The organism is Nakamurella sp. GG22 (assembly GCF_052976845.2).
In genome coordinates this window covers 1-24963 of the sequence record NZ_JBRIIO020000030.1, presented here as the reverse complement: position 1 = coordinate 24963, position 24963 = coordinate 1, and the positions used below count along the sequence as shown (strand labels likewise).

At 70.4% G+C, this 24963-nt stretch carries 19 protein-coding genes and 2 pseudogenes; 11 read left to right on the top strand and 10 right to left on the bottom strand.

The window, feature by feature from the left end; genetic code table 11:
* Positions 1-85 precede the first annotated feature (85 nt).
* Complete coding sequence (locus ACVBEQ_RS23325) at positions 86-523, bottom strand: hypothetical protein (protein WP_447155791.1); 438 nt, start codon at positions 521-523, stop codon at positions 86-88.
* A gap of 95 nt (positions 524-618) precedes the next feature.
* Between ACVBEQ_RS23325 and ACVBEQ_RS23320 the strand changes: the two genes are divergently transcribed.
* The gene (locus ACVBEQ_RS23320) at positions 619-1695 is read left to right on the top strand and encodes a magnesium and cobalt transport protein CorA (protein ID WP_447155790.1); all 1077 of its coding nucleotides are present in this window, start codon (positions 619-621) and stop codon (positions 1693-1695) included.
* A gap of 2 nt (positions 1696-1697) precedes the next feature.
* Here ACVBEQ_RS23320 and ACVBEQ_RS23315 read toward each other — a convergent pair whose 3' ends face one another.
* Genes ACVBEQ_RS23315 through ACVBEQ_RS23290 form a run of 6 tightly spaced genes read right to left on the bottom strand, consistent with a single transcriptional unit; the run spans position 1698 to position 8937 of the window.
* Positions 1698-2363 (bottom strand): HAD family hydrolase, encoded by a 666-nt coding sequence (locus ACVBEQ_RS23315; protein ID WP_447155789.1) that lies wholly within the window; start codon positions 2361-2363, stop codon positions 1698-1700.
* A gap of 19 nt (positions 2364-2382) precedes the next feature.
* Positions 2383-3009: an isochorismatase family protein gene (locus tag ACVBEQ_RS23310; RefSeq protein WP_447155788.1), complete on the bottom strand. Its 627-nt coding sequence runs from the start codon at positions 3007-3009 to the stop codon at positions 2383-2385.
* Positions 3006-4877 (bottom strand): hydantoinase B/oxoprolinase family protein, encoded by a 1872-nt coding sequence (locus ACVBEQ_RS23305; protein WP_447155787.1) that lies wholly within the window; start codon positions 4875-4877, stop codon positions 3006-3008. Before ACVBEQ_RS23305 ends, ACVBEQ_RS23310 begins: the two co-directional genes overlap by 4 nt.
* A 3-nt stretch (positions 4878-4880) precedes the next feature.
* Positions 4881-6992, bottom strand: coding sequence for a hydantoinase/oxoprolinase family protein (locus ACVBEQ_RS23300; RefSeq protein ID WP_447155786.1), 2112 nt, complete (start codon positions 6990-6992; stop codon positions 4881-4883).
* A 53-nt stretch (positions 6993-7045) separates the two neighbouring features.
* Positions 7046-8281 carry a CaiB/BaiF CoA transferase family protein gene (locus ACVBEQ_RS23295; RefSeq protein WP_447155785.1) on the bottom strand — a complete coding sequence of 412 codons (1236 nt, stop codon included), beginning with the start codon at positions 8279-8281 and terminating at the stop codon, positions 7046-7048.
* On the bottom strand, positions 8278-8937 hold the full coding sequence (locus ACVBEQ_RS23290; RefSeq protein WP_447155784.1) for a GntR family transcriptional regulator: 660 nt from the start codon (positions 8935-8937) through the stop codon (positions 8278-8280). Before ACVBEQ_RS23290 ends, ACVBEQ_RS23295 begins: the two co-directional genes overlap by 4 nt.
* A gap of 112 nt (positions 8938-9049) precedes the next feature.
* Between ACVBEQ_RS23290 and ACVBEQ_RS23285 the strand changes: the two genes are divergently transcribed.
* The 6 genes and pseudogenes from ACVBEQ_RS23285 (at position 9050) to ACVBEQ_RS23260 (ending at position 15473) form a co-directional block, all read left to right on the top strand.
* Positions 9050-9952, top strand: coding sequence for a hydroxymethylglutaryl-CoA lyase (locus ACVBEQ_RS23285; RefSeq protein ID WP_447155783.1), 903 nt, complete (start codon positions 9050-9052; stop codon positions 9950-9952).
* 163 nt (positions 9953-10115) lie between these two features.
* Positions 10116-11555: an FAD-linked oxidase C-terminal domain-containing protein gene (locus ACVBEQ_RS23280; RefSeq protein ID WP_447155814.1), complete on the top strand. Its 1440-nt coding sequence runs from the start codon at positions 10116-10118 to the stop codon at positions 11553-11555.
* 4 nt (positions 11556-11559) lie between these two features.
* Positions 11560-12750, top strand: coding sequence for an FAD-binding oxidoreductase (locus ACVBEQ_RS23275; protein WP_447155782.1), 1191 nt, complete (start codon positions 11560-11562; stop codon positions 12748-12750).
* A gap of 10 nt (positions 12751-12760) precedes the next feature.
* Positions 12761-14170, top strand: a complete 1410-nt coding sequence (locus tag ACVBEQ_RS23270; RefSeq protein ID WP_447155781.1) for a (Fe-S)-binding protein — start codon at positions 12761-12763, stop codon at positions 14168-14170.
* Between the two features lie 24 nt (positions 14171-14194).
* A complete protein-coding gene (locus tag ACVBEQ_RS23265; RefSeq protein WP_447155780.1) occupies positions 14195-14833 on the top strand; it encodes an SIMPL domain-containing protein in 639 nt (212 codons plus the stop codon).
* A 158-nt stretch (positions 14834-14991) separates the two neighbouring features.
* Positions 14992-15473: pseudogene (locus ACVBEQ_RS23260) on the top strand (nucleoside deaminase).
* A 57-nt stretch (positions 15474-15530) separates the two neighbouring features.
* Here ACVBEQ_RS23260 and ACVBEQ_RS23255 read toward each other — a convergent pair.
* From ACVBEQ_RS23255 to ACVBEQ_RS23245, 3 genes are read right to left on the bottom strand one after another with little or no spacing between them, the layout of a single operon-like run.
* Entirely contained in the window at positions 15531-18614 is a 3084-nt protein-coding gene (locus tag ACVBEQ_RS23255; RefSeq protein ID WP_447155779.1) for a bifunctional FdrA/YlbE family protein, read from the bottom strand.
* A gap of 4 nt (positions 18615-18618) precedes the next feature.
* Entirely contained in the window at positions 18619-19539 is a 921-nt protein-coding gene (locus tag ACVBEQ_RS23250; RefSeq protein WP_447155778.1) for an oxamate carbamoyltransferase subunit AllH family protein, read from the bottom strand.
* Positions 19524-20114, bottom strand: coding sequence for a YdeI/OmpD-associated family protein (locus ACVBEQ_RS23245; RefSeq protein WP_447155777.1), 591 nt, complete (start codon positions 20112-20114; stop codon positions 19524-19526). The genes ACVBEQ_RS23250 and ACVBEQ_RS23245 overlap by 16 nt, the downstream gene beginning before the upstream one ends.
* Positions 20115-20249: 135 nt before the next feature.
* Here ACVBEQ_RS23245 and ACVBEQ_RS23240 point away from each other — a divergent pair, with 135 nt between their 5' ends.
* The 4 genes and pseudogenes from ACVBEQ_RS23240 to cutA all read left to right on the top strand — a co-directional run.
* Positions 20250-21572 (top strand): threonine/serine exporter family protein, encoded by a 1323-nt coding sequence (locus ACVBEQ_RS23240; protein WP_447155776.1) that lies wholly within the window; start codon positions 20250-20252, stop codon positions 21570-21572.
* 139 nt (positions 21573-21711) lie between these two features.
* Positions 21712-22572 (top strand): FAD binding domain-containing protein, encoded by an 861-nt coding sequence (locus ACVBEQ_RS23235; protein ID WP_447155775.1) that lies wholly within the window; start codon positions 21712-21714, stop codon positions 22570-22572.
* Positions 22569-23123, top strand: a complete 555-nt coding sequence (locus tag ACVBEQ_RS23230) for a (2Fe-2S)-binding protein (RefSeq protein ID WP_447155774.1) — start codon at positions 22569-22571, stop codon at positions 23121-23123. Before ACVBEQ_RS23235 ends, ACVBEQ_RS23230 begins: the two co-directional genes overlap by 4 nt.
* A pseudogene (gene cutA, locus ACVBEQ_RS23225) lies at positions 23123-24916 on the top strand (aerobic carbon-monoxide dehydrogenase large subunit); the annotation flags it as partial. The gene ACVBEQ_RS23230 and the pseudogene cutA, both read left to right, overlap by 1 nt.
* Positions 24917-24963 lie beyond the last annotated feature (47 nt).

Sequence of the window (24963 nt, the reverse complement as noted above, 5' to 3'; positions counted from 1 at the left end):
GTGGGCGGGGAGAGTGACGCACCAATTCGCGAGTGACGCCAGGCCGACGCCCGGTGGGGCAACTCAGGTGTGCTGAGGGAAGCGGTCAGTCGGTGTTGGTGATCGGCGACTCCGCCAGCGCGGCATCGATTACCAATCCGGCGCCGATGCCGACCAGGAAGATGTCCTTGGCCAGCCCGGCGCCCTCCTGGGTGGGGCGGTAGTGCTTGTCGTGGACACCGGGCGTACGCGCGTACAGCCCGAGCAGCGCCGCACCGAACCCGGCCAGCGCCAGACCCGCGAGCCCGGCCGGCACGACCGGCAGCAACAGAGCCGACCCGACGATGATCTCGCCCGCAGCGAGCACCTGGGTGAACACCTTCGGCTCGACCCGCTTGACGACCGGGTACGCACCGGCGGCCATGCCGTGGATGCCCTCGGCGCCGGCGTCACCGGCGCTGAGCTTCCCGATCCCGGAGTTCACAATGTAGGCACCGGTGGCCAGCCGGAGCGGTGCGCGACGAAGTTTCCCTGCGAGCGACATCCCGGGCTCCTTAGTTATCAGTAGTCATTGGTTTCAGCGTGGGTTCCCAGCCGGCGACACGGTTAACCGCAACTTCGGCCGGGAACCACGGGCTGGTGATCGTGGACTGTGCGGTGTACCGGGATGGTCGTCGGGAGCGGGTCGAGGCGCTGACGCTGACCGAGGCGGCGGCGCAGCGGGAGGCCGGTGCGTTCGTCTGGTTGGGCACGGTGGATCCGGCGCCGGAGGAGCTGGCCGAGATCAAGGAAATGTTCGGCCTGCACGAGATGGCCGTCGAGGACGTACAGGAGTTCCACCTCCGGCCGAAGGTCGAGCAGTTCGACGACGGAGTGCAGCTGGTCATCCTGCGGACCGCCCGGTACGACGACGAGCGCGAGGAGATCGACTTCGGTGAGATCAGCGTGTTCGTCGCCCCGGAGTTCGTGATCACCGTCCGGCAGGGCATCGCCAGCGAGTTGCGCGGTGCCCGAGCGCGTCTCGAGCACCGCCCGGAGTTGTTGCGGGCCGGCAGCACGTCCGCGTTGTGGGCGATCCTGGATCAGGTGGTCGACGGGTACGCGCCCGTCATCGGCGAGGTGGACCGTGACATCGAACAGCTGGAGGGGACCGTTTTCTCGGGAGCCGTGGCGCCCACCGAACGGATCTATTTCCTGCGCCGCGAGGTCAGCAACTTCTACCGGGCGGTGCATCCGCTGCTGGCCGTGATCGCCACGGTGGAGCGCGGCGCGCCAGAACGGCTACTGCCGTACCTGCACGACGTGCACGACAACCTGGCGCTGGTCAACGAGGAGGTTTCCGCCCAGCGTGACCTGTTGACGACGGTGCTGGAGGCGAACATCGCCGTCATCTCCGTCGAGCAGACCAAGGTCAGCGTGCAGCAGAACGCCACCATCGAACAGCTGACGAAGCTCTCGACGATCTTCCTGCCGCTGACCTTCGTCACCGGGTTCTTCGGTCAGAACTTCGGCTGGCTGGTCGACCACATCGGCAGCCTCGAGACGTTCCTGGTCTTCGGCCTCGGCGCCCTCGTCATACCGTGTGCGCTGCTGCTCACCTGGTTCAGGGTCTCTGCACGGCGCCGGGCGAGGGCGGTGCCCGGCGGCGGCCCACCCGTACCCGGTGGCGGCCTACCCGGTGGCGCGGTGGCGACCACCGCGATCACCCGCGCCTGACGTCAGGACCCGGCCGGCTCGCGCAACGGTGTGTTGTCCAGGTCCCGATGGAGTTCTTCGACCGAGTCGTACACGCCGATCGCGCCGGCCCCGCGCAGTTCTTCGACGGAGAACCCGCCGGTCCGGACGGCGATGGTGGGGACGTCGAGCTTGCCGGCGGCGATGCTGTCGTAGGTCGAATCGCCGACCATCACCCCGGTCGCGCCGTGCACCCTGTCCAGCGCGGCCTGCACGATGTCCGGTGCTGGTTTGCTGGTCTCGGCGTCGTCCGAGGTGGTCCAGGCGTCCGCGAGGTCCTTCCCGCCGAACAGACCGAGGAACGTCTCGACGTGCTGGGACTTCCCGGAACTGGCCAGCACGAGCCGGAACCCCCGGCCCTTCACCTCCTCCAGCAGCCTCCGGGTGCCGGCGAACGGCTGGACCTCGTCGATCAGCTGGTCGAACTCCTCGACCCAGGCATCCCGCAGCTGATCACCATGCTCGCGTTCGACGTCCTTGCCGGCGAGGTGCTCGACGTAGAGGTCACCGCCCATCCCGATGCCGCGGTGCAGGCGCCACATCGGCAGGGTGATGTCATACCGGCGGAACGCCCGGAACCACGCGAGTGCGTGCTGGTAGTTGCTGTCGACGAGCGTCCCGTCGACGTCGAAGATCGCGGTATCGGGCACAAACCGACAGGTTTCCTGCTCAGCCACCGCCCAAACGGCGCAGCGCCTCGCTGCCATCCACCACGTCGGCGTATTTCGCGTCCAGGTCGCGGAGATTCGAGCGGTGCAGTTCATCGGTGCGGTCGGCGCAGGCATCGCGGACGACGATCGGCCGGAAGCCGTGCTGGAGGGCGTCCGTCGCGCTCGCCCGGATGCAGCCGGACGTGGAAACCCCTGCCATCACAACGGTGTCGACGTCCATTGCGCGGAGCGTCGAGGCCAGCGATGTGCCGAAGAAGGCGGACGCGTACTGCTTGATGATCACCACCTCGCCGGGCAGCGGCTCCACCTGCGGCATGAATTCCCGCAGCCCGCCGGGTGCATCGTCGGCGAGCAACGCGAGCGCGGCGACCTTGCGGACGAAATGCCCTGCGTCCGCCGCTCCGGCCCGGTAGTGCACCGCCGTGTGGACCACGGGAACCCGTTGCGTGCGCGCCTTCGCCAGCAATGCGGATGCAGTCTCCAGCGCCGCTGTCGACCCGAGATCCAGCGGACTCCCGGCGGTGAAGTACGCGCGCATCAGGTCGATCAGCACCAGTGCGGGTCGCTCGCCCCAGCCGATCCGGCCGCCGAACGTGCCGCCAGGCTGCGCTCCCGGGACCGTCACCGCCAGACCGGCGCTTTGGGCGCCGGCAGTCCCGTCTCCTCCTCGCACCGCTCGAGCAGCTGCTCGAGGCCCGGTCCCATGTCGAACACCGGGAGTTCGCCGACCCGCGCGGAGGTGATCTCCGAGCGCAGCGACCCGGTGGCCGCCGCATCCAGGTGCCCAGCGCCGTCGACCACCACGCCGTAGCGGCGCGCGCCCGCGGCGCTGACCAGCCCGCGTCGGACTTCGAGCGCAACCAAGTCCGGATCCCGCTGCAGTGCGTCACCCCAGCCGCCGCCACCCCAGGTGACGAAGTGCAGGACATCACCGGGCACCACCGGGACGTCGTGGCACTTGCTCGGCAGTACCTGGTGGCTGCCGTCGGCGCGGTCGAGCCACTTGGTGCCGCGGGTGCCCGGCTCGCCGCCGTTCACCCCCCACGGGTAGGTGAGCCAACGGTCGTCGTGGATGGCGATGGTGCCCGGCTCGAGGAACCGGTAGGCGACGTCAACCCCGTTGCCGCCGCGGTGCAGGCCGGAACCGCCGGTGTCGGCGATGGTCTCCCATTTCTCGATCCGCAGCGGGTAATAGGACTCGAGGAATTCGCACGGGATGTTGACGAAGCTCGGCCACAGCGAATGCCCGTCCGGCCCATCACCGAGCGGCCGGCCGGGAATCCCGCCGAAGCCGATGGAGTACAGCTGGAACCATTCGCCCTTGCGGTCACCCGTCGAGTAATTGCCGGAATACATGAAGTGCGGTGACGAGGAGAATCCGGCCGCGTTGAGCAGGGCTGGGTTGGTCTGCCCGAGCAGTCCACCGAAGAGGTCGAAAACCCTTCCGATGCCGTGGTTCCGGGCGTTCAAGGCGGCCGGGTGTTTCGGCTTCCAGAAGGACCCGTCCGGGATCGTGACGTCGACCAGCGGGTAGAAACCGTCGTTCCAGAGAATCTGCGGGTCGGCCACGGTGATCATGTAGATCCCGAAGAACATCCGCACCAGGTTCTCGTTGATGTAGTAATTGATCGGTCCCTGCGCCTGCGGGGAGGAGCCGGTGAAGTCCAGGTGCACCGTGTCTCCGGTGCGGGTCAGTGACAGCTTCAGCTCGTACGGGCCGAAACCGACGCCGTCGTCGCAGATGTAGTCGGTGAAGGAGAGGGTCCGGCCCTCCTCGAACACCAGGTGCAGCAGGATCTTCATCGCGTCGTAGTTGCGTTGCAGCAGCGCATCGAGCGCCGAGAGGTAGGTGGCGGTGCCGAACCGCGCGCACATCTCCTGCACCCGGCGGCTCGCGGTCCGGCAGGCCGCGACCAGTCCGTTCAGATCGGCCCGGTTCCAGTCCGGGACCCGCACCTGATTCAGGATGATCCGCAGCGCGTCCTCGTTGATCTTCCCGGCCTCGTACAGCTTGAAGGGCGGGATGACGACACCCTCCTCGTAGATCGTCCTTGCGTCTGTCGGCATCGACGAGGGTGTCTTGCCGCCGACATCGGACATGTGCCCGAACATCGCGGCCCAGCCGACCAGTCGGCCCTCGACGAAGATAGGCGTCACCACCAGCCAGTCGTTGGCGTGGCTGATGGCCGCCCCGCAGGCGTACGGGTCGGAGGTGAGAAGCACGTCACCCTCGCCGATGTCGCCTTCGAAGCCGTCCAGGAAGTGCGGAATGGACAGCCCGAACTGGCCGACGACCATCTTCCCGGTCGGGTCGGCGATCAGCGGGAACTCGTCGTGCTGTTCCCGGATGCCCGGCGACAGTGCGGTTCGGAACAGCACCTCGTCCATCTCGTACCTGGCGTTGCGCAGGCCGTTCTCGATCAGGTCGAGGGTGACCGGATCGACGTTCGCACCGGGCAGCGGCGCGGTGGTCGTCTCGATGACGCGTGCCATGTCTCAGCCCTCGTTCAGTGCGTCGGTACCGGTGGTCCGCCGACTGCCGGACGGCCCGGCGTCGGGGGTGATCAGCAGGCTGCCCGACGGATGCGTCGTGGCGGTGTGCCCGGGCAGCACCAGCGTTGTCGAATCCATCTCGGCGACGATCGCCGGCCCGCTGATCACATCGCCGGCCCGCAGCAGCAGCCGGTCGTAGATCGCGGCATCGGCGAACCCGCCCTGCACGTACACCTTGGTCGTGCCCGACTGGGCGGCGGCCGGGTTGCCGTCACCCTCCTCGAGCAGGGTGGGGGCGATCTCGGGCCGCGGGCCGCTGACCGCGGCGCGGGCGTTGACCAGCTCGTGGTCGGTGCCCAGCAGGAACGAGAACAGCCGCTCGTGCTCGGTGTCGAAGGACGCCCCGAGATCCGGCAGCAGCGTGTCCAGACTGTCCAGCCGGGCGGCGTCCACGGTGATCGGGATCTCGAAACCCTGCCCGAAGTAACGGATGTCGACCTCGTAGTCGATCCGCTGCTCGGCCGGGTCGAGGCCTTGCGCCACCAGCCGCTCGGACGCCGCGTCGGACAGGCCGGTCAGGATGTCGCGCAGTTCAGCGCCGGTCAGGTCGGCGAACCGGCGCAGGCAGGTCCGGGCCGATTCGTCCCGTACCGACGTGGTGGCGTCGCCGAGAGCACAGAGCACCCCGGGTGACGGCGGCACGATCACCGGCCAGGCACCGGTCAGCACGCCCATCGCGTTGGCGTGCAGAGGTCCGGCGCCGCCGAAGGCGACGAGCGCGAAGTCGCGGGGGTCGAAGCCCTGCTGGACGCTGACGAGTCGCAGGCCGCCGAGCATGTTCTCGTTGACGATGTCGATGATCCCGGCGGCCGCCGCCTCGACGCTGGGCAGGCCCATCGCCTCGGCGACGGTCGCCACCGCCGCCCTGGAGGCCTCGACATCCAGGGTGATCTCGCCGCCGGCCAGCGCTGTCGGCAGATAGCCGAGGACGACGTTGGCGTCGGTCACGGTGGGCGCGGTGCCGCCCAGCCCGTAGCCGGCAGGTCCGGGGACGGCTCCGGCGGACTGCGGACCGACCCGCAGCGCCTTGGTCAGTTCGGGAACGTGCGCGATCGATCCGCCGCCGGCGCCGACCGTCCGGACGTCGACCGATGAGGCCCTGACGACCAGGTCGCCGATCTTGGTCTCCCGCCCGGTGCGCGGCTTGAGGCCCTGCACGAGGGCGACATCGGTGGAGGTGCCGCCCATGTCGAAGGTGAGCAGGTCGCGGTTGCCGGTCTGGCCGGCCATCCACACCGCACCGGTGACACCACCTGCCGGACCCGACATCAGCATGGTGACCGGCGAGTCCGCCGCCACGTCGGCGGCAGCCAATCCGCCGTCACTGCGCAGGATCGACAGGCCGGCCGAGAGTCCCTGCTGTGCCAGTTGTTCGGACAGGTTGCGGACATAGCGGGCGACCTGCGGCTGGACGTAGCTGTTGGCGACGGTGGTCAGCGCCCGCTCGTACTCGCGCATCTCGGGAAGCACGATGCTCGAGCGGGAGATCGGGATGCCGGGCAGTTCCTCGGCGGCGATCTTGGCGATGCGTTCCTCGTGCTCGCCGTTGGCGAAGGCGTTGATCAGCGAGATCGCGAGCGCCTGGATGCCGTTCTCGCGCAGTGCCCGCAGCCGTCTGCGGGTTTCGTCCTCGTCGAGCGGAGTGATCACCGATCCGTCGCTGGCGATGCGCTCCGGTACCTCGATGGTGTTCTCCAGCGCGGCCAGCGGCTCCGGCTTGGGCCAGATGATCCAGCCCGCCAGACCGCCGGGCACGAAGGACCGGGCGATCTGCAGCACCTGGCGGAATCCCTGGGTGGTGACCAGGCCGACCACTGCGCCCTTCCCCTCCAGGATCGCGTTCGTGCCGACGGTTGTGCCGTGCAGCACCTGGGCGATCCCGGTCTGCGCGATACCGGCGTCCGCGCAGACCTTCTCGATCCCGCGCAGCACACCGACCGACTGGTCCTGCGGGGTCGATGCGGTCTTGGTGCGCCACGTCTCGCCGCTGTCCGAGTCCACCAGCAGGACATCGGTGAACGTTCCTCCGACATCGACGCCGAGCCTGTAACTCATCAGTCCTCCAGTGCGCTGGTCGGTTCGACCCGCCGGTCCTGACCCGTGTGGGGTCACAGAACCGATTGGTCCGTGTAGTGCTCGATCTGTTCCGGCGTCAGGCCCAGCAGGCCCTGCCAGATCTCGGTGTTGTGCTCGCCCAGCGCCGGCCCTGCGGTGCGCACCCTGCCGGGGGTACCGGAGAGCTTCGGCGTGACGTTCTGCATCGGCAGCTCGCCGAGCTCGGGATGGACCACCCGGACGATCGCCTCCCGGGCGGCGAAGTGCGGGTCGGTGAACATGTCCCTTGCGCGGAAGATCCGGCCGGCCGGGACACCACCGGCGTGCAGCGCGTCGAGCAGGTCGTCGGCGGTCCTGGTGGTCGTCCACTCGGCGATCAGCGTGTCCAGCTCGGTCATCGTGGCGCCGCGGGCGGAATGGGTCGCGTACCGCTCGTCGTCGGCGAGTTCCGGCCGGCCCATCACCTCGACGAGCCGCCTGAACACGGTGTCCTGATTCGCGGCGATCAGCACCAGGTCGCCGTCGGCGGTGGGATAGACGTTGCTGGGCGAGACGTTCGGCAGCACGGCACCGGTGCGTTCCCGTTGGTAGCCGGCGACGGCCCACTCCGGCAGCAGCGATTCCATCATCGCGAGCACGGCCTCGTAGATAGCCGAGTCGACAACCTGCCCTTTGCCCGTGCGGTGCCGGTTGTGCACCGCGACCAGGGTGCCGAGGCAGGCGAACGTCGCGGCCAGTGAATCACCCAACGAGATACCGGCTCTGGCCGGCGGCTGGTCGGGATTGCCGGTGACGTAACGGATCCCGCCCATCGCCTCGCCGATGCTGCCGAACCCGGCCCGCGGTGCGTACGGACCGGTCTGGCCGTATCCGGTGACCCTGGTGACGATCAGCCCGGGATTGGTCTTCCACAGCTCGTCCGGTCCCAGGCCCCAGCGTTCGAGTGTGCCCGGGCGGAAGTTCTCGACCAGGATGTCGGCGGTGTCGATCAGTCTGCGGAGCAACTGCTGACCCTGTGCCGAGCGGAGATTGCACGTCACGGATTTCTTGTTCCGGGCGACAACCGGCCACCAGAGCGACTTCCCGTGCGGTTTCTCCCTGCCCCACTGCCGCATCGGGTCGCCGCGGCCCGGGTCCTCGACCTTGATCACCTCGGCGCCGAAGTCGCCGAGCAGTTGCCCGCAGAACGGTCCGGCAAGCAACTGGCCCAGCTCGACCACCCTGAGGTCGTCCAGCGGCAGTGCGGTCCCGCTCGATGAATCGGTGCGTGCGACGTGTGGTGCGGTCACGGTTGATCCCGCCGTTCGCGTTCGGCCGGCAACATGGTCGCCCTGGCGTTGTAGAGATGCGAGCGCATGACGCTGTTGGCCCAGTCCGCATTGCCGGCCCTGGCCGCCGCGACGATCTCGACGTGGTGGGCAAGGCTCCTTGCCAGCGCCTCCGGCGAGTAGTTGTGGAAGTTCTGGTTGACCACCGACGCGTGCGTGACGGCGAGCAGCGCGCTGGCCAGTGCCGGGTTGGCCGCCCTGGTGATCAGGGTGCGGTGGAACTGCCTGTTCAGGTGCACGATGCCGTCGAGATCCTGGCTGCGGCCGGGCTTTCCGAATGCCTGCATGCGGCGCGCCAGGTCTTCGAGGTCGTCCAGGTCGGAGTCGGTCAGCCGCGGCACGGCCAGGCCGACCGCGTACGGCTCCAGCCGCAGCCGCAGTTCGAAGATCTGCTGCAGGTCCTCCTGCGACCAGCGGGCCACCCGTGCCCCGCGGTTCGGCACCAGCTCGACCAGTCCCTCGGCCGCCAACCGGGACAACGCCTCCCGGACCGGGGTCCGGCTGACGTCGAGACGCGTAGCGAGCTCGGCCTCACCGAGCTTGGACCCGGCCGGCAGCGCGCCGGCCAGGATCATCTCGCGCAGCAGCACTGCCGCGTTCTTCGAGGCATGAGCCACGGAACTCCTCACCGGTCGCTGATTGCATGGAATGCTGGCACGGAGGTAGCAACCGCACAAGACTTACGAGCGCCGACTTCCGGAACTGGCGCCGCAGTTGTATACATATGGCGTGCAGATCGTCGAGGTGTCGCCGCGGGACGGATTGCAGAACGAAGCCGCGGTGCTCTCGACCGACGCCAAGCTGTCCCTGATCGGTGGCCTTGTTGCCGCCGGCGTCCGCCGCATCGAGGCCACCAGCTTCGTTCACCCGAGGCTGGTCCCGCAGATGGCCGACGCGGAAGCGGTGGCCGGGCGGCTGCCGCGGGGCGCGGTGTCCTGGATCGGGCTGGTGCTCAACGACCGCGGTCTGGACCGGGCGATCGCGTCCGGCATGGACGAGGTGAACGTCGTGGTGGTGGCGAGCGAGACCTTCAGTGCGCGCAACCAGGGCATGACGGTCGGCGATGCCATAGCGTCATGGCACCGGCTGGCCCGGCGGGCGGGGGCCGCCGGGCTACGCACCACGTTGACGGTCGCGGCCGCGTTCGGCTGCCCATTCGAGGGTGAGGTACGCCCGGAGACCGTCCTCGACGTGATCATCCGGAGCCTGGAGGAGCCGCCCGACGAATTGGCGCTGGCCGACACGATCGGTGTCGGGGTGCCGGCGCAGGTGCATGCCCTCGCGGACGTCGCCGGACAGGCCGCCGCATCCATCCCGTTGCGCTGGCACTTCCACAACACCCGCAACACCGGCTATGCGAATGCACAAGCGGCGCTGGATCGCGGTGCCGCGGCCCTGGACGCCAGTGTCGGCGGGATCGGTGGCTGCCCCTTCGCGCCGGCCGCGACCGGCAACATCGCGACCGAGGACCTGCTCTACCTGCTGCACCGCGCCGGTGTCTCGACCGGAATCGACCCGGATCTGCTGACTGCCGTGCTGCCTGCACTCGCCGCTGAAATCGGGCATCCGGTGTCGGGCCAGCTGAGCCGGGCCGGCTGGTTCCCACCGCGGGTCGAGTCAGACATCGGCTGAGCCTCACCGGGCCGGTCGAACACTGGACCGGCCACGGCCGAAAATCGCTGCGATGCCAGCCATTTGCACCGAGCACGGTTGATGGCGGATCGGTTACGGTTCGGCGATGGCGGCAGCGGCGACATCCGGGGGGAACGGATCCGCCACGCCCCGGTTCGCCGCAATGGCGGCGGACTTCCGGCGCATGATGTCCCCGGACCGGGTGATCACCGACGCCACCCGGCTGCGGACGTACGAGTGTGACGGCATCACCGGCTACCGGGTGGTGCCGGCGCTGGTGGTCCTCCCTGAGTCGACCGCTGAGGTATCGCTGGTGGTCACCGCCTGTGCGGCCGCCGGGGTGCCGTTCGTTGCCCGTGGCGCCGGCACCGGCCTGTCCGGTGGCGCCCTGCCGGTGGCGGACGGGATCGTGATCAGCCTGGCCCGGATGCGCCGGGTGATCGACATCGACGTGCCGAACCAGCGGATGACGGTCGAGCCGGGCGTCACCAACGCGGACATCAGCAAGGCTGTCACCGCCCACGACCTGTACTTCGCCCCCGACCCGTCGAGCCAGACGGTGTGCACGATCGGCGGCAACATTGCCGAGAACTCCGGTGGTGCGCACTGTCTCAAGTACGGCTTCACTACCCACCATGTGTATGCGATGACGGTGGTGCTGCCCGACGGCGAGGTCGTCGAGCTCGGCGGCGCCGGCCTGGACCAGCCCGGCCCCGACCTTCGCGGGGCGTTCATCGGATCGGAGGGCACGCTCGGGATCGCCACCTCGATCACGGTCCGGCTGCTCCGCCGGCCCGAAGCGGTGCGCACCCTGGTCGCCGACTTCGACAGCGCCGAGGCGGCCGGCGACGCGGTCAGCGGCATCATCGCGGCGGGCGTCATCCCGGCGGCCGTCGAGATGCTGGACGCCCTCGCCATCGCGGCCAGTGAGGCCGCGGTGCATGCGGGGTACTCCCTGGACACAGCGGCCGCCCTGGTCGTCGAACTTGACGGACCCCGCGCCGAGGTCGACGAGGGGTTCGCCCGCGTCGAGGAGATCTGCCGCGAGGCGGGCACCACGCACATCCGGTTCGCCGACGACCCGGCGGAGCGCGCGCTGGTCTGGAAGGGCCGGAAGGCAGCTTTCGCGGCGATGGGCCGCATCAGCCCGGACTACTACGTGCAGGACGGCGTCATCCCGCGGACCCGGCTCGGCGAGGTGTTGGCCCGGATCGAGGCGATGGCGAACGACGCCGGCCTGCGGGTCGCCAACGTGTTCCACGCCGGCGACGGCAACCTGCACCCGCTGGTGCTCTACAACGCCGCGGTGGCCGGCGAGTCCGAACGCGGCGAGAAGCTCTCGACCGCCATCGCCGAATTGTGCGTCGAACTGGGCGGTTCCATCACCGGTGAGCACGGCGTCGGCGCCGACAAGGCCTGCTCGATGCCGACGATGTTCAGCGACGACGACCTGGCGGTGATGAAGCGGTTGCGGACCGCGTTCGACCCCGCGGGCATCTGCAACCCCGGCAAAATCTTCCCGACGCCCCGGCTGTGCGGCGAACGGCCCGGCCCGTACCGCGCGCACCCGCTGGAGGCCAGCGGCCTGATCGAGCGGGTGTGAGGCAGTGAGCGGCGGGATAGCCGTGCGCACCGAGCGGCCCGGGTCGCTTCGGGAGACCGCTGATCTGATCCGCGACACCGAGGGGCCGATGCTGTTCCGTGGCGGCGGCACCAAGTTCGGCTGGGGAGGCGCGGTCGACCAACCGGACACGGTGATCGAGACATCCCGGCTGTCGGGTCTGCTCACCCACAACGCCGCCGACCTCACCGCGTCGGCCCGCGCGGGCACCACCCTCAGCGAACTCCAGGAGACGCTGGCCGCCGCCGGGCAGTGGCTGGCCGTCGATCCGGCCGGCGAGGAGGCCGGCGCCACCATCGGCGGAGTGCTGGCCACCGCCGATTCGGGTCCGTCCCGGCTCCGCTACGGCAGCCTGCGCGACCTCGTCATCGGGGTGACGATCGTCGTCGCTGACGGAACGGTCGCCCGGTCCGGCGGACACGTCATCAAGAACGTCGCCGGCTACGACCTGGCGAAGCTGTTATACGGATCGCTGGGGTCGCTGGCTCTCATCGCCGAGGTGGTCTTCCGGTTGCATCCCCGCGCGGTGGAGTCCAGAACGATCATCGGTACCGCGGACGCTTCGAACGCCCTGGACGCCACCCTCCGGCTGACGTCCTCCGTCGCCGAACCGGCGGCGGTGGAATGGATCCAGGACGGTGAGTCCGGTCGCATCGCCGTCCGCGCCGACGGCACTCCCCGGACGGTCGAGGCCGCCGCGCGGGAGATGTCCGGGCAGCTCGCCGCAGCCGGAATCCGCTCGGAGGTCGTCGACCCTGAAGCGGCGGCGGCGTTCTGGCGACAGCACCAGGCGGGGATCCTCGGAACCGCCGGCGACACCGTGCTGCGGGTCGCCACGCTGCCCGACCAACTGGTCGACACCCTGGGCGCACTGGACGCCGCCGCGGTGAGCAGGAGCGTTCGCACGCAGGTGGTCTCGAGCACGGCCCTCGGGCTGCACACCATCCGGCTCAGCGGCGGATCCGGCCGGGCGACCGCCGACCTGGTCGCCGACTTCCGGAGGCACGCCGCCCGCCGCGGCGGCAGCACGGTCCTGCGATCCCGTCCGCCCGAGGTGGACCGGCTCGTCGACGCGCTCGGCCCGGTGCCGTCGACGGTGGGCGTGCTCCGCCGGGCCAAGGCGGCGTTCGATCCGGCGAACCGCTGCGCACCCGGCCGTTTCCGGCCCTGGTACTGAGGAGACCGCGATGACCGCTGCGCACGCCCCGGGTGATTCGGTGTCCCCACCGCAGCCTGCCGGGAAACCGCTGCCGGATTCCGAGACTGCAGCGGACAACGGTGTTTTCGACCTGTTGCGACCGCCGAGCGACGAGCAGATCGACGACTGCGTGCACTGCGGGTTCTGCCTCCCGACGTGCCCCACCTACGTGCTCGAGGGCAACGAGACCAACTCGCCGCGCGGCCGCATCTATCTGATGAAGATGGGCAAGGCCGGCGAGGTGCCGATGGATCGGGAGTTCGTGAAGAACTTCGATGCCTGCCTCGGGTGCATGGCCTGCGTGACGGCCTGCCCGTCCGGCGTCAAGTACGACGAGTTGATCGAGGCGGTGCGGCCGCAGATCGAACGGAACTGGGAGCGCACCCGGTCCGACCGCGCCTTCCGGTCGCTGATCTTCGGGCTGTTCCCGTACCCGGCGCGGCTCCGGGTGGCGGCCGTCCTCGGCACGGCCTACCAGCGGCTCGGGATCCGCCGCGTAGCTGGGCGGCTCGGCCTTCTCGACCGGCTCCCGCCCAGGTTGCGGGCGATGGACGAGCTGTTGCCGCCGCTCTCGGTGAAAGCCGCTGCATCCCGTCAGGCGGTGTTCACCCCGGCGAAAGGCACTGCACGACAGCGGGTCGGGCTGCTGTCGGGGTGTGTACAGCGGGTGTTCTTCGGCGACGTCAACGCGGCGACGACGCGGGTACTCGCCGCTGAGGGCTGCGACGTGATCGCACCGCGGGATCAACAATGTTGCGGCGCACTGTCCGGCCACGCGGGCCGCGAAGAGGAGGCGATGGACCGGGCGCGCCGGCTGATCGACTGCTTCGAAGCGGCCGGCGTGCACAGCATCGTGGCGAACGTCGCCGGCTGCGGGTCGGCGATGAAGGAATACGGGCACCTGCTGCGGGACGATCCGGCCTACGCCGACAAAGCGGCCGCGTTCGCCGGCAAGGTGCGGGACATCTCCGAGTTGCTGGCCGAACTCGGGCCCCTCGCGCCGCGACACCCGATCAGCGCCCGGGTCGCGTACCACAGCGCCTGTCACCTCGGGCACGCCCAGGGTGTGCTCGATCAGCCCCGGGCAGTCCTGCGGGCGATCCCGCAGCTCACCGTCCTGGAAATTCCTGAGGTCGAGATCTGTTGCGGTTCAGCGGGTATCTATAATCTGGTGCAGCCAGAGGCCGCCGCCGAACTGGGCCGGCGCAAGGCCGCCAACATCTCGTCGGTGATGCCGGACGCGGTGGTGACCTCGAACGCCGGCTGCCTGCTGCAGGTCCGGCGGTACCTGGACGCCGGGGTGCCGCTGTTCCACCCGATCCAGCTCATCGACGCGTCCATCCGCGGGGTCGACCCGATCGGAGCGGCGCCCGCCGGACCGCCGCGACCAGTGCTGTGACGCCCCCCGGTGCAGACTGAACCGGTGAACGACACTCAGCTGACCGGCGTCACCGTGGTGGGAACCGGGTCGTCCTTCGCGGCCGTCGACCGGGTCTCGATCTCACTCGCCGTCGAGGTGCTGCGCGCTGAACCCGGCGAGGCCTTCGCGATGGCTGCGGCAACCGCCACCAGGCTTCTCGCGATCCTGGCCGACGACGGCGTCGACGCCCGCTCCGTGCGGACCTCCGACCTGACCCTCGGCCCGCACCTGGAATACAACAACGGCCGTCAACAGGTGCTCGGTTACCAGGCGGGCCAGCGGCTGACCGTGCTCCGGGAGGGGCTGCACGGCATCGAGCGACTGCTGACCGACGTCGCCGCACTGGGCGGGGAGGGCGTCCGGATCGATGGCGTCCTGCTCACCCCCGGTCATCCCGACGAAGCCCTCGTCATCGCCCGGCGGGCCGCCTTCGCCAATGCAGAGTCGAAGGCTCGGCAGTTTGCCGAGTTGGCGGGCCGTTCTCTCGGCAGGGTCGTGTGGATCGACGAGCGCCCGTCCGGCGGCGGTCGGGCCGTTGGCTTGGGGATGGCGCGCGCGATGGCCGCCGAGTCGATGCCGGTCGCCACCGGTGACGCCGAGGTCGGGGTCGACGTGACGGTGCACTGGGAGTTCGCGGACTGACGCGCTTCTTCCGGCGGTTGCGCTGATGGCCGGTCGTCAGGCGCGCTCGCCCGGGAGCGTCTGGGTCGAGTGCCACACCTGCAGGGTTTCTGGGCCTCCGGAGGGGGTTCTTCCCTGCACAGACGTCAGTGGGCGTGCCCGCCCCGGGTCCTGCAACCATGTCGGGCATGCTAGAGCCCTTGCTGCTGAAAGCCGTCGCCGTCGCACAGAGCGCCAGGGACAACGGCAACCATCCGTTCGGCGCCCTGCTCGCGGACGGCAGTGGAGAGGTACTGCTGTCCGCGGAGAACACGGTCGTCACCGAGTCCGATGCGACAGGGCACGCCGAGACCATCTCGTACGGCTCGCGACCGCCCGGTACTCGACGGCTGAGCTCCGCGAGATGACGCTCTACACCAGTACCGAACCCTGCGCGATGTGCTCGGGCGCCATCTACTGGTCGGGGATCGGCACCGTCGTCTTCGCGCTTTCCGAGGAGGAACTGCGCGCCGTGACGGGTGACGATCCGGAGAACCCGACGCTGGAACTGCCGTGCCGCACCGTGTTTGCCGCCGGCCAGCGAGTCGTGGTGGTCGAGGGGCCCTTCGACATCGCGGAGGCCCGGAACGTGCACGAGGGGTTCTGGCGCCCCGCTACGTGATCGGGACCGCCCTGACCGGGAAATCATCATGGTGGACGGCGCCCACCGGGCGGCGCGTCATCCGGCTGCGGCGGCCAGCCCCTGGATCGCGGCGGTGAAGCACTCCATCGGCGGCGTCACCAGCCCCGCGCCCACCTGACCGGTCCCGGGCACCCGGCCGGCCATCCCGGTGTTGATCTGTGGCAGGATCCCCGTGCGCAGTACCCGGGTGACGTCGATACCGGTTGGTGCGCCACGGAACTCGAGGATGGGGACTGCGAAGGCCGGGTTCTCCGCCTCGGTGATCTCGTACATCCGGCCGGTCACGGCGAGTGCGTCGGGCACCGATCCACCGACGAAGCGAACGATCGCGGGTGCGGTGGCCATCACCATCCCGCCGATGCCCATGGTCTCGGCGATGGCGGAGTCACCGATGTCGGGGTTGGCGTCATCGGGTCCGAATCCGGCGAGGAACAAGCCGTCGGGGTACAGGGCCGGGCCGGTGAACCACTGGTCGCCGGTGCCCGACACCCTGATGCCGAAGTCGGTGCCGTTGCGGCACATGGCCGTCACCACCGTGCTCCCCGGGACGCCTGCGGCGGCGTCGCCCATCAGCTTCCCCGCGGGCATCACCAGGTTGAGGAAGAAGTGATCGTTGCCGGCGACGAACCGGGCCACCTCGGCGACATCCGTTGCGGGCAGCCCGGACGCGATCAGGTGGGGCAGGATCTCGCGCAGGAACATCAAGGTCCCGGCCCTGTTGCGGTTGTGCCCCTCGTCGCCCATCTGCACCATCTGGCCGATGATCGCGGTGATGTCGATCGGCCCGGCGGCGCGAACAGCAAGCGCGAGTGCCGGCCCGAGGACGTCGGCCATCCAGCGCAGCCTGGCGATGACCTCGGCGGAGTAGGCGCCGTACCGCAGCACCTTCCCGAGCCCCTCGTTCAGCGAGCACCAGGACCGCGCACCGGTCTTCTCGTCGGCCAGCTCGAACAGCCACATCGACGGAGAGATGACCCCGGCCATCGGCCCGACGGCGTGCCGGTCGTGGCACGGTCCGAACGAGATCCCCTCACCTGACGACAGTTTCGCCGTCGCCTCGGCCTCGTCCCCGGCGAGTCCCTCGAAGATCATCGCGCCGATCAGCGCCCCGCGCAGCGGCCCCGAAGCCCGATCGAAGGTGATCGGCGGACCGGCGTGGCAGAACTCCCCGGGCCGCAGGCCGAGCGCCTCCGACGCGGGCCGGACGTCGACCAGCTGGGCCCGAACGGCGAGCATCCGCTCGGCAGCCAGTGCGTTCGCCGCCGGCCGGCGAGGATCCGCCAGGACCACCCTGAGAGCGTCCGGGACGGCGTCGGCGTCGGCCGTCGCGAGCGCGGTGGGCCGGTAGTCCACCGTGACAGCGTCGACCGCCTGGGTGCGCAGTGCGTCGGCGAGCAGGTCGATGCCCGCGCAGATCACCGCCGGGACATCGATCGGCAGCTCCGGCATCGGGCCGCTGATCGGTTCCGGCCCGGTGGCGATGGACAGCGCCGGTTCGGCGGGTGGCTCCTGCTTCCGAAAACCGCGCCACGGCAGGGCGTCCGGTCCGCCGGACCCGGTGGCCAGTGCCGCTGCAGCCCGGGCGGCCGCGGCGTTGGACGCGAACACCCACGCACCGGCCGCGGTGAACGCATCAGCCTGTGCCTCACGGTTCTGCGGATCGGCTCGCGTTCCGCAGAGTGCGATGACGACGGACAGATTTCGTCCGCTGTCGGCGGCGAGGCCGATCGCGTTCCGGATGGCAGGGGCCAGGCTCGCGGCCGGGTCGGGGTCGGCGGCGTGTCCCAGCACCACGTCCATCAGCACGACCGCCACGTCCAGATCGGCCGCCTGCTCCGCCAGCAGGGCCAGCCGCACGGACGGGTCGATCATCGGGTGCGGCCGTCCCGCGGTGAAGGCGTCATCGCCGAGATCGACGACGGCGCTGCCGAGACCCGTCAGGTCCGGCCGCCCGGTGCGGGACCGTGCAGGCGGCAGCGCAAGCTCGGGCCGCAACGGGATGTTGGAACGGATGTCGCCGAGCGCGGTCTCCGCCACGACCATCGCCTCGTCGGCCAGGGTGCCGCCGGAGAACAGTCCCCGCAGGACCCCGGGACGGGACGGGCCGGGCCTGCCGTCGCCGGTCCGGGAGGCGCCAGGGACGACCGGCGGCCGGGCCGGCCAGTGGTGTGCAGGCGCGCCGAGTGCCTCGATGATCTGCTCCGCGCCGCGGGTGATGTCCGGCTGCCCGGGTCCCATCAGCAGGAAGGTCACCGGCGTCCGGAGCTCGTCGGCGATGCGGCGGACGACGGCGGCGGTCTCCAGGTCCGGCGGTTTGGAGATCAGCACGATGTGATCGGTGCCCGGGTCGGCGTCCAGCATCCGCAGGGCGGTGATCGCGCTGCGGCCACCGACCGCGGCGGACAGGTCGCGACCGCCGACCCCGAGGATGTGCGAGACGGCAATCCCGGCGTCGTCGAGCAGGCACGTCAGGTGCTGGGCTCCGGTGCCCGAGGCCGCGACCACACCCACACTCGGCCCGTCGGTGGCGGTCAGCACGTTGGTGAACCCGAGGCCGACTCCGCCGATCAGTGCTGTGCCGCAGTCCGGTCCCATCACCAGCACGCCGGCCGCCGTCGCCGCGTCCTTCATGGCGATCTCGTCGGAGACCGGGACATTGTCGGAGAAGATCATCACCTGCCGCCCGGCCTCGACGGCGTCCAAGGCTTCCCCGAGCACGGCCGCTCCAGGCACGGACAGCAGCACCAAGGGGGCCTCCGGATGCGCTGCGCAGGCGGCCCGAACGGTGCGCGGCCGGACCCCGGCCCCGGTCGGACCGGCGGGGTCCGGCACCGCACGCCGGGCCAGCGCCGCCTCGACCTCGGCCAGGGCGGCCTCCAGCGCCGCGGGCTCGCCGTGCAGCGCGATGAGCAGGTCATTCGGGCCGGCTCCCTCCGGCACCGCGAAACCGAGACCTGATGCGAGCTCGGTGTTCAGCGGGGTGGCCATCGCGACCTGCACCGCGGTGATCCCCGGGATCGACGCCGCGCTCTGGGAGACCCGGAGCAGCGTCACCGAGTCGTGGTAGACCCCGTTGCGAATCGAGACATGCTGCCGCGCAGCACCCTTCACGTCGTTCATCCCATCACCTGACCGTCGGCGTTGCTGAAAGGGCGAGGGCACCGGCCCGGGCGGCTTCATCGCGAACCCGAATGCCCGCGAACCCGAATCCCCGCGAACTCGAATTCCGCGGACTGGAATCCCCGAACTGGAATCCCGCCGCCATTCCCGTTGCCAGGTCGGCGCCGCTGGTGTGACCGATGGACAGTAACCGGCCGACGGCGCGCGCCGCCGGGCCCCTGTCGGCCGATGTCGTCGAACGCAGCACACCCAGGGCCTCCAGGCAGGCGTGCCCGTCGACCGCGAGCCGCAACAGGTCGGCGGACAACGTGGTGGTGCGACCGTCGAGACCCTGCAGCCGGGATCGGACGCGGTCGACGACGTCCTGGCGTCCCAGGGCATGCAGCGCACCGAGCAACCCGGCGATGACGTCGTCCCCACCGGGAGTGAGTCCCCGGCCGAGGCCAACCAGGCCGTCGATCGCGTCGCCGAGCGCGCTGTCCGGGTGCTGCTCGGAACGGCAATCGTTCGCGGCAAGCGCCCTGCGCAGGGCCTCGACGGGCCGGTCCTCCACGCCTCGGTCCGCCCTGGCTGCGGCCATGCGGAGCGCCGCCACCTGCGCGTGCACCGGGCGGATCCGCTGCACCCGGCTGTCCCAGTACCGGGTCACCCGAATGTCGACGCCGTCCAGCTGGACGCTGCCGTTGCCCACCAGTGCGGGGGCTCCCGGGGAAGGCTGCGGCAGGGGGTTGGCGCCGGCGACCCGCACTCCGGTGGGGACGCCCGCGGCGCGGGCGGTCAGCAGGGACATCACCCGCGGGCCGGTCGCGGTCGGAACTCCGATGATGACGGCGTGGGTGAAGCTGCCGAGCACGGCACCCCGCAGCGCTGGGCCGGTGATCAGCGGGCGCACCCCTGCGGCGGCCGCCGCTAGCTGCGCGGCCATGCGTTCGCGCGCTGCCCGAGCGCGGCCTTTGCCGCTGTCTCCGTGATCCGTTTCGCGCGGGTCGGTGCGGTCTTCGCCTGCACGATCCATTCCAGGATGCCGCGGCGGGCCGACGGTGGGAATCCGTCCCAGTTCTCCCGCGAGCCGGGCACGGCGTCGAAGGCCACCGCGAGATCGTCCGGGACCACGCAGTTCTCGACGTCGTCGAGCAGCGACCAGGCGCCGTTCTCCATGGCGGTCGCCACCGCCGCGCGGCCCGCAGGCAGCATCCGGCCCTCGCGTTCGAGCAGTTCGATCCGTTCCTTGTTCGGGCGCGACCAACCGCTCGTCGGCCGGCGCTGGGCGAACCAGAGCATGCTGCGCGCGTCGTCGATCCTGAGCTGCACACTGTCCACCCAACCCACCGCCAACGCCTCGATGACGGCCGCTTCGTAGCTGAATCGTGGCCGCCCGGTCGCCGCTCGCCAGGACACCAACCAGACGCCGTCGGTCTGTTGGTGGTTGGCGATGAGCCAGTCGCGCCAGTCCTCGACCGTTTCGGGGTGCACCCGCTCCCGGTCCCGGTGAGCGACCACGCCGGCCTCCGATCTCCAGCTTCGGGGACTGCCGGTCCCGACCAGTACCGGCCCGGCTCCAGTTGAACACGAACGGGCGACAGTGCACAGGGTGTCCCCGCGCAGCCGTGCACGGCGGTGTGGTGAAGTCGCGAGGTGAGCACACAGTCGTCCGCACCAGGCAGCGACGGCAGTACCGGCAACGGCAGTACCGGCAACCGCAGCGACGGCGGTCCCGGCAACAGCGGTGGCGACGAGGACGGCTGGCCCGAACTCGCCAGTGCCATCGGTGACCTCGGCACGGCACTGCTCGACGCCGGCTACGCGGTGACCGACGTCCAGCGCTCGCTGTGTGCTGTCGCCGATGCGTACGGCGGGCGGGACATCACGATCGGGGTGCTGCCGGGTGCGATCCTGATCGACGACGGCACCGCCGCCCGGACCCGGCTGGTCAATGCGACCGGCGAGCTGATGAGCTTCCGCCAGGTCGCCGACGTGGCCTGTATCGCCCGGGACGCCGAGACCGCCGTCGTCCCCACGCCCACCGTCCGCGAGCGGCTCCGGGAGATCCGCGCGTTGCCGGCGCTGTTCCCCAGACCCGTCGCGGTGCTCGGCAGCGGGCTGATGTCCGCCGGGATCGCGGTGGTGTTCCGGACCACCTGGTGGGCGGTGGCGCTGGACTTTCTGCTCGCGCTGCTGGTCGGCGCGGCACTGATCTACGGCGGCAGGATTCCCGGGCTGCTCACCGTGCTGCCCTTCGTTGCGGCGTTCGGTGTGTCCGCCGCCGTCTACGGCCTCGCGCCCCAACTGCAGACCGGTGCGGTCACCCTGTTCGTCGTCTGCGCGCCGCTGGTCATCCTGATCCCGGGAGCCACCATCACCACCGGCGTGGTGGAACTGGCCGCCGGTGACGTGGTGTCCGGCGGGGGCCGGTTCGCCTCCGGCCTGATCATGTGGGCCACCCTCGCCGTCGGGATCGCCGCCGGTGCCGCGGTGTTCGGCAGCTCCGTCGGTGACGCATCGGGGACGCCCGCCTACGTCGTGCCCGGATGGGCCGTGCTGCCCGCGGTCGTCGTGCTGGCCGTCGGGGTCGGACTGTTCTTCGACGCGGCGTGGTCGCTGACGGCCGTGCTGATCGTCGTGCTGACCGCAACCTACGGCCTCGTCGCGGCCGCGCAGACCGTCACCCTCGCACCGGTCGCCAGCGGGATCGCCGCTGCCGTGATGCTGCCCCTGCTGCGGCTGCTCGAGCTGCGATTCCCGCGGTGGCCGGCCGCGGTGACGTTCCGTCCGGCTTTCTGGCTGCTGGTCCCCGGATCGCTCGGGCTGGTCGCCATCACCCAGGTGTCCGCGGACGGCACCGCCCCCTCCGGGCAGGCGCTGCTCGGCAGTGTGGTCGCCACCGTCGTCGCGATCGCGGTCGGTGTGCAGATCGGCGCCGTGCTGAGTTCCGCCGCCGCGTCCGGGTCCCGGGCGTAGCCTCGGCACTCTTGCACCGCGAACAACCGCCGCAGCAACGCACCGCAGCACAGCAGCACAGCAGCACAGCAGCACGCCACCGCACGACCAGCACCTAGCACGCCGAGACAGTCCGCCCGACGCAGGGAAGGATCATGGAATGAAGCCGGCGCCCTTTCACTGGCACGGACCCGAGTCCGTCGCCGAGGCGGTTGCGGTGCTGGCCGAGCACGGCGACACGGCGAAGGTGCTGGCCGGCGGGCAGTCGCTGATCCCGGTGCTGGCCATGCGGCTGGCGTCGCCGGCGCACATCGTGGACATCAACCGGATCGCCGCTCTCGACGCCGTCCGCGCCGACGCCGCGGGTGTGACCGTCGGAGCGCTCGCCCGGCACTCAGCGGTGGAGCGGGACGGCGGAGCCCGGCGCGTGGTGCCGCTGCTCGCGCAGGCGCTGCAGCTGGTGGCCCACCCCACGATCCGCAACCGCGGGACGACCGTCGGCTCGCTCGCGCACGCCGACCCGGCCGGCGAGATGACGACGGTGCTCGCGTTGTGCGACGGCACGGTCACCGCGGAATCGGCGGTCGGTCGCCGGACCATCGCGGTCACTGACTTCTTCCGCGGCCCGCTGGAGTCCGCGTTGCGCCCGGACGAACTGGCCGTCGAGGCGTTCTTCCCCGCTCTCCCCGCAGCAGCGGGCACCGCATTCGTCGAGATCGCCCGCAGACACGGTGATTACGCGCTCTGCGGGGTGGGCGCCGTCGTCGAACTCGACAATTCTGGAACGGTGACCCGCCTGCGCTGCGGGTACCTGTCCGTCACCGACACTCCACTGGTCTTGGACCTCACCGACGCCTGGGCCGCCGGTGAGCAGGACGCCGCCGATGCCGCGCGGCGGGCGGTCGATCCGGAGACCGACCTGCACGCGACGGCCGACTACCGGCGGCATCTGGCCGGGGTGCTGACCGTCAGGGCGGTGCGTCAGGCGATCGCGGCGGCGGGGGAGAGGCAGGCGGCATGACAGACGGAACGGGTGTGGTCGACGATCTCGACGACGCCGGGGCTCTCGAGGAGCGGCACGAGGTCGCACTGACGGTCAACGGCCGGAACCACGCCGCACGGGTGGTGGCGCGGCGGACCCTGTCGGACTTCCTGCGGCACGACCTCGGGCTCACCGGCACACATGTCGGCTGCGAGCACGGGGTGTGCGGGGCGTGCACGGTGCTGCTGGACGGGGCCCCGGTCCGGTCCTGCCTGGTGTTCGCGGTGTCGGTCGCCGGTCACGAGGTCACGACTGTCGAGGGACTGGCCGGGGCGGGTGACGGAGACAGCGGGCTCTCGCCGGTGCAGCAGGCGTTCCGCGAATGCCACGCCCTGCAATGCGGGTTCTGCACGCCGGGATTCCTCACCACCATCACCGCCTGCCTGGCCGACAACCCGACGCCCACCCGGGCGGACGCCGTCGAGATGGTCGCCGGGAACCTCTGCCGCTGCACCGGTTATCAGAACATCGTGGACGCCGTCCTCCGCGCCGCCGAGCTGACCGCGGGCACGAATCGGGGGACCGACTGATGGCCACCCGGTACGTCGGCCGGGCGGTACGCCGGGTGGAGGACCTGCGGCTGATCACTGGTCAGGGCCGGTACACCGACGACATCGGTGCAGCGGGAGCGGCTCTCGAGGTGGCGTTCGTGCGGTCGCCGCACGCCCACGCCCGGATCGGTGACATCGACGTCCTCGGAGCGCTCGACATCGAGGGCGTCGTCGCCATCTACAGCCACGAAGACCTGGAAGGTGCCGCGGCCGAACCACTCCCGGTGCTGATCCCGCACCCGGCGCTGCACGCCCCACGGACCGGGTATGCCCTGGCCAAGGACGTGGTGAACCACGTCGGCGAGCCGATCGTCATGGTCGTCGCCGAGAACCGCTACCTCGCCGAGGACGCCGCGGCGCGGATCGTGGTCCAGTACGAGGTGCTGCCCGCGGTGGTCGGTGTCGCGGCCGCGCGGGCGGCGGAACACGCGGTGCATCAGGACATCCCGGACAACATCGCCGCCAATCTGGTGCAGCAGGTCGGTGATGTCGATGCCGCGATGGCGACAGCGCCGCACCGGCTCGAGTTCGACCTGACCATCGAGCGGTCCTGCTCGATGCCGTTGGAGGGCAAGGGGGTGCACGCGCGCTGGGATCCGGACGACCGCAGTCTGCGGGTGTACTCCTCGACCCAGGCGGCCACCTCGGTGCGGGCCGCGATCGCCGCCAAGCTCGGCATCCCGCTGCCCAAGGTCGAGGTCATCGCGCCGGATGTCGGCGGCGGCTTCGGCGTCAAGATCATGCATCCGTGGCCGGAGGAGATCCTGGTACCGATGGCGGCGGTCCGGCTCGGACGCCCGGTCAAGTGGACCGAGGACCGGCGTGAACACTTCATCTCCTCCGCCCACGAGCGCGGCCAGGAGCAGCACATCAGCGTCGGATTCGATGACGCCGGAAGGATTCTCGCTCTCGACGTGACGTTCTGGCACGACAACGGCGCGTACACCCCGTACGGGATCATCTGCCCGATCGTCACCTCGACGCAGCTGCTCGGCCCGTACAAGCCGGGCGCCTACCGGGTGGAGTTCTTCTCGCTGTACACGACCACCGTGATCGTCACCCCGTACCGCGGCGCAGGTCGCCCGCAGGGCGTCTTTGCGATGGAACGCACGATGGACCGGATCGCCGAGACCCTCGGGCTGGACCGGACAGCGGTGCGCGCAGCCAACTTCATCCAGCCGGACGAGTTCCCGTACGACCACCACCTGATCTTCCAGGACGGCCGGCCGCTGATCTACGACTCGGGTAACTACCCCGCCCAGCTCGAAATGATCAAGGACATGGTCGGCTGGGACGACTTCGAGCGGATCCGGCAGGAGGCCGCCGCGCAGGGCCGGATCCTCGGCATCGGCATGGGCTGTTACGTCGAGGGCACCGGCCCCGGCCCCTACGAGGGCGCGCACATCCAGGTCCTCGGCGACGGCTCCGTCGAGGTGGCGATCGGGCTGACCTCGCAGGGCCAGGGTCATCAGACGGTGTTCGCGCAGATCGTCGCCGACGAGCTCGGGGTGCCGTTCGAATCGGTCCGGGTGACGACCGGCGACACCCGCCGATTCGGTTACGCGGTCGGCACTTTCGCCTCCCGCGCCGCCGTGATGTCCGGCTCCGCTGTGGCACTGGCGGCGCGCGCGGTGAAAGCCAAGGCGCTGCGGGTGGCATCCGACGCCCTGGAGTGCGCCGCAGACGACCTGCTGATCACCGACGGCATCGTCGCGGTGAAGGGCAACCCGACGGCGTCGATCCCGCTCGGCCAGGTCGCGGTGCTGTCATCGATTCGTGCTCGATGAACCGGGCGCTTAATAGCTTAATCACCGACTGC

What these genes read in the sequence shown, in the direction of transcription:
- ACVBEQ_RS23325 (WP_447155791.1), bottom strand. Translation starts at nt 523, where the DNA reads ATGTCGCTCGCAGGGAAACTTCGTCGCGCACCGCTCCGGCTGGCCACC.
- ACVBEQ_RS23305 (WP_447155787.1), bottom strand. Translation starts at nt 4,877, where the DNA reads ATGGCACGCGTCATCGAGACGACCACCGCGCCGCTGCCCGGTGCGAAC.
- ACVBEQ_RS23300 (WP_447155786.1), bottom strand. Translation starts at nt 6,992, where the DNA reads ATGAGTTACAGGCTCGGCGTCGATGTCGGAGGAACGTTCACCGATGTC.
- ACVBEQ_RS23280 (WP_447155814.1), top strand. Translation starts at nt 10,116, where the DNA reads ATGGCGGCGGACTTCCGGCGCATGATGTCCCCGGACCGGGTGATCACC.
- ACVBEQ_RS23270 (WP_447155781.1), top strand. Translation starts at nt 12,761, where the DNA reads ATGACCGCTGCGCACGCCCCGGGTGATTCGGTGTCCCCACCGCAGCCT.
- ACVBEQ_RS23255 (WP_447155779.1), bottom strand. Translation starts at nt 18,614, where the DNA reads ATGAACGACGTGAAGGGTGCTGCGCGGCAGCATGTCTCGATTCGCAAC.
- ACVBEQ_RS23250 (WP_447155778.1), bottom strand. Translation starts at nt 19,539, where the DNA reads ATGGCCGCGCAGCTAGCGGCGGCCGCCGCAGGGGTGCGCCCGCTGATC.
- ACVBEQ_RS23235 (WP_447155775.1), top strand. Translation starts at nt 21,712, where the DNA reads ATGAAGCCGGCGCCCTTTCACTGGCACGGACCCGAGTCCGTCGCCGAG.
- ACVBEQ_RS23230 (WP_447155774.1), top strand. Translation starts at nt 22,569, where the DNA reads ATGACAGACGGAACGGGTGTGGTCGACGATCTCGACGACGCCGGGGCT.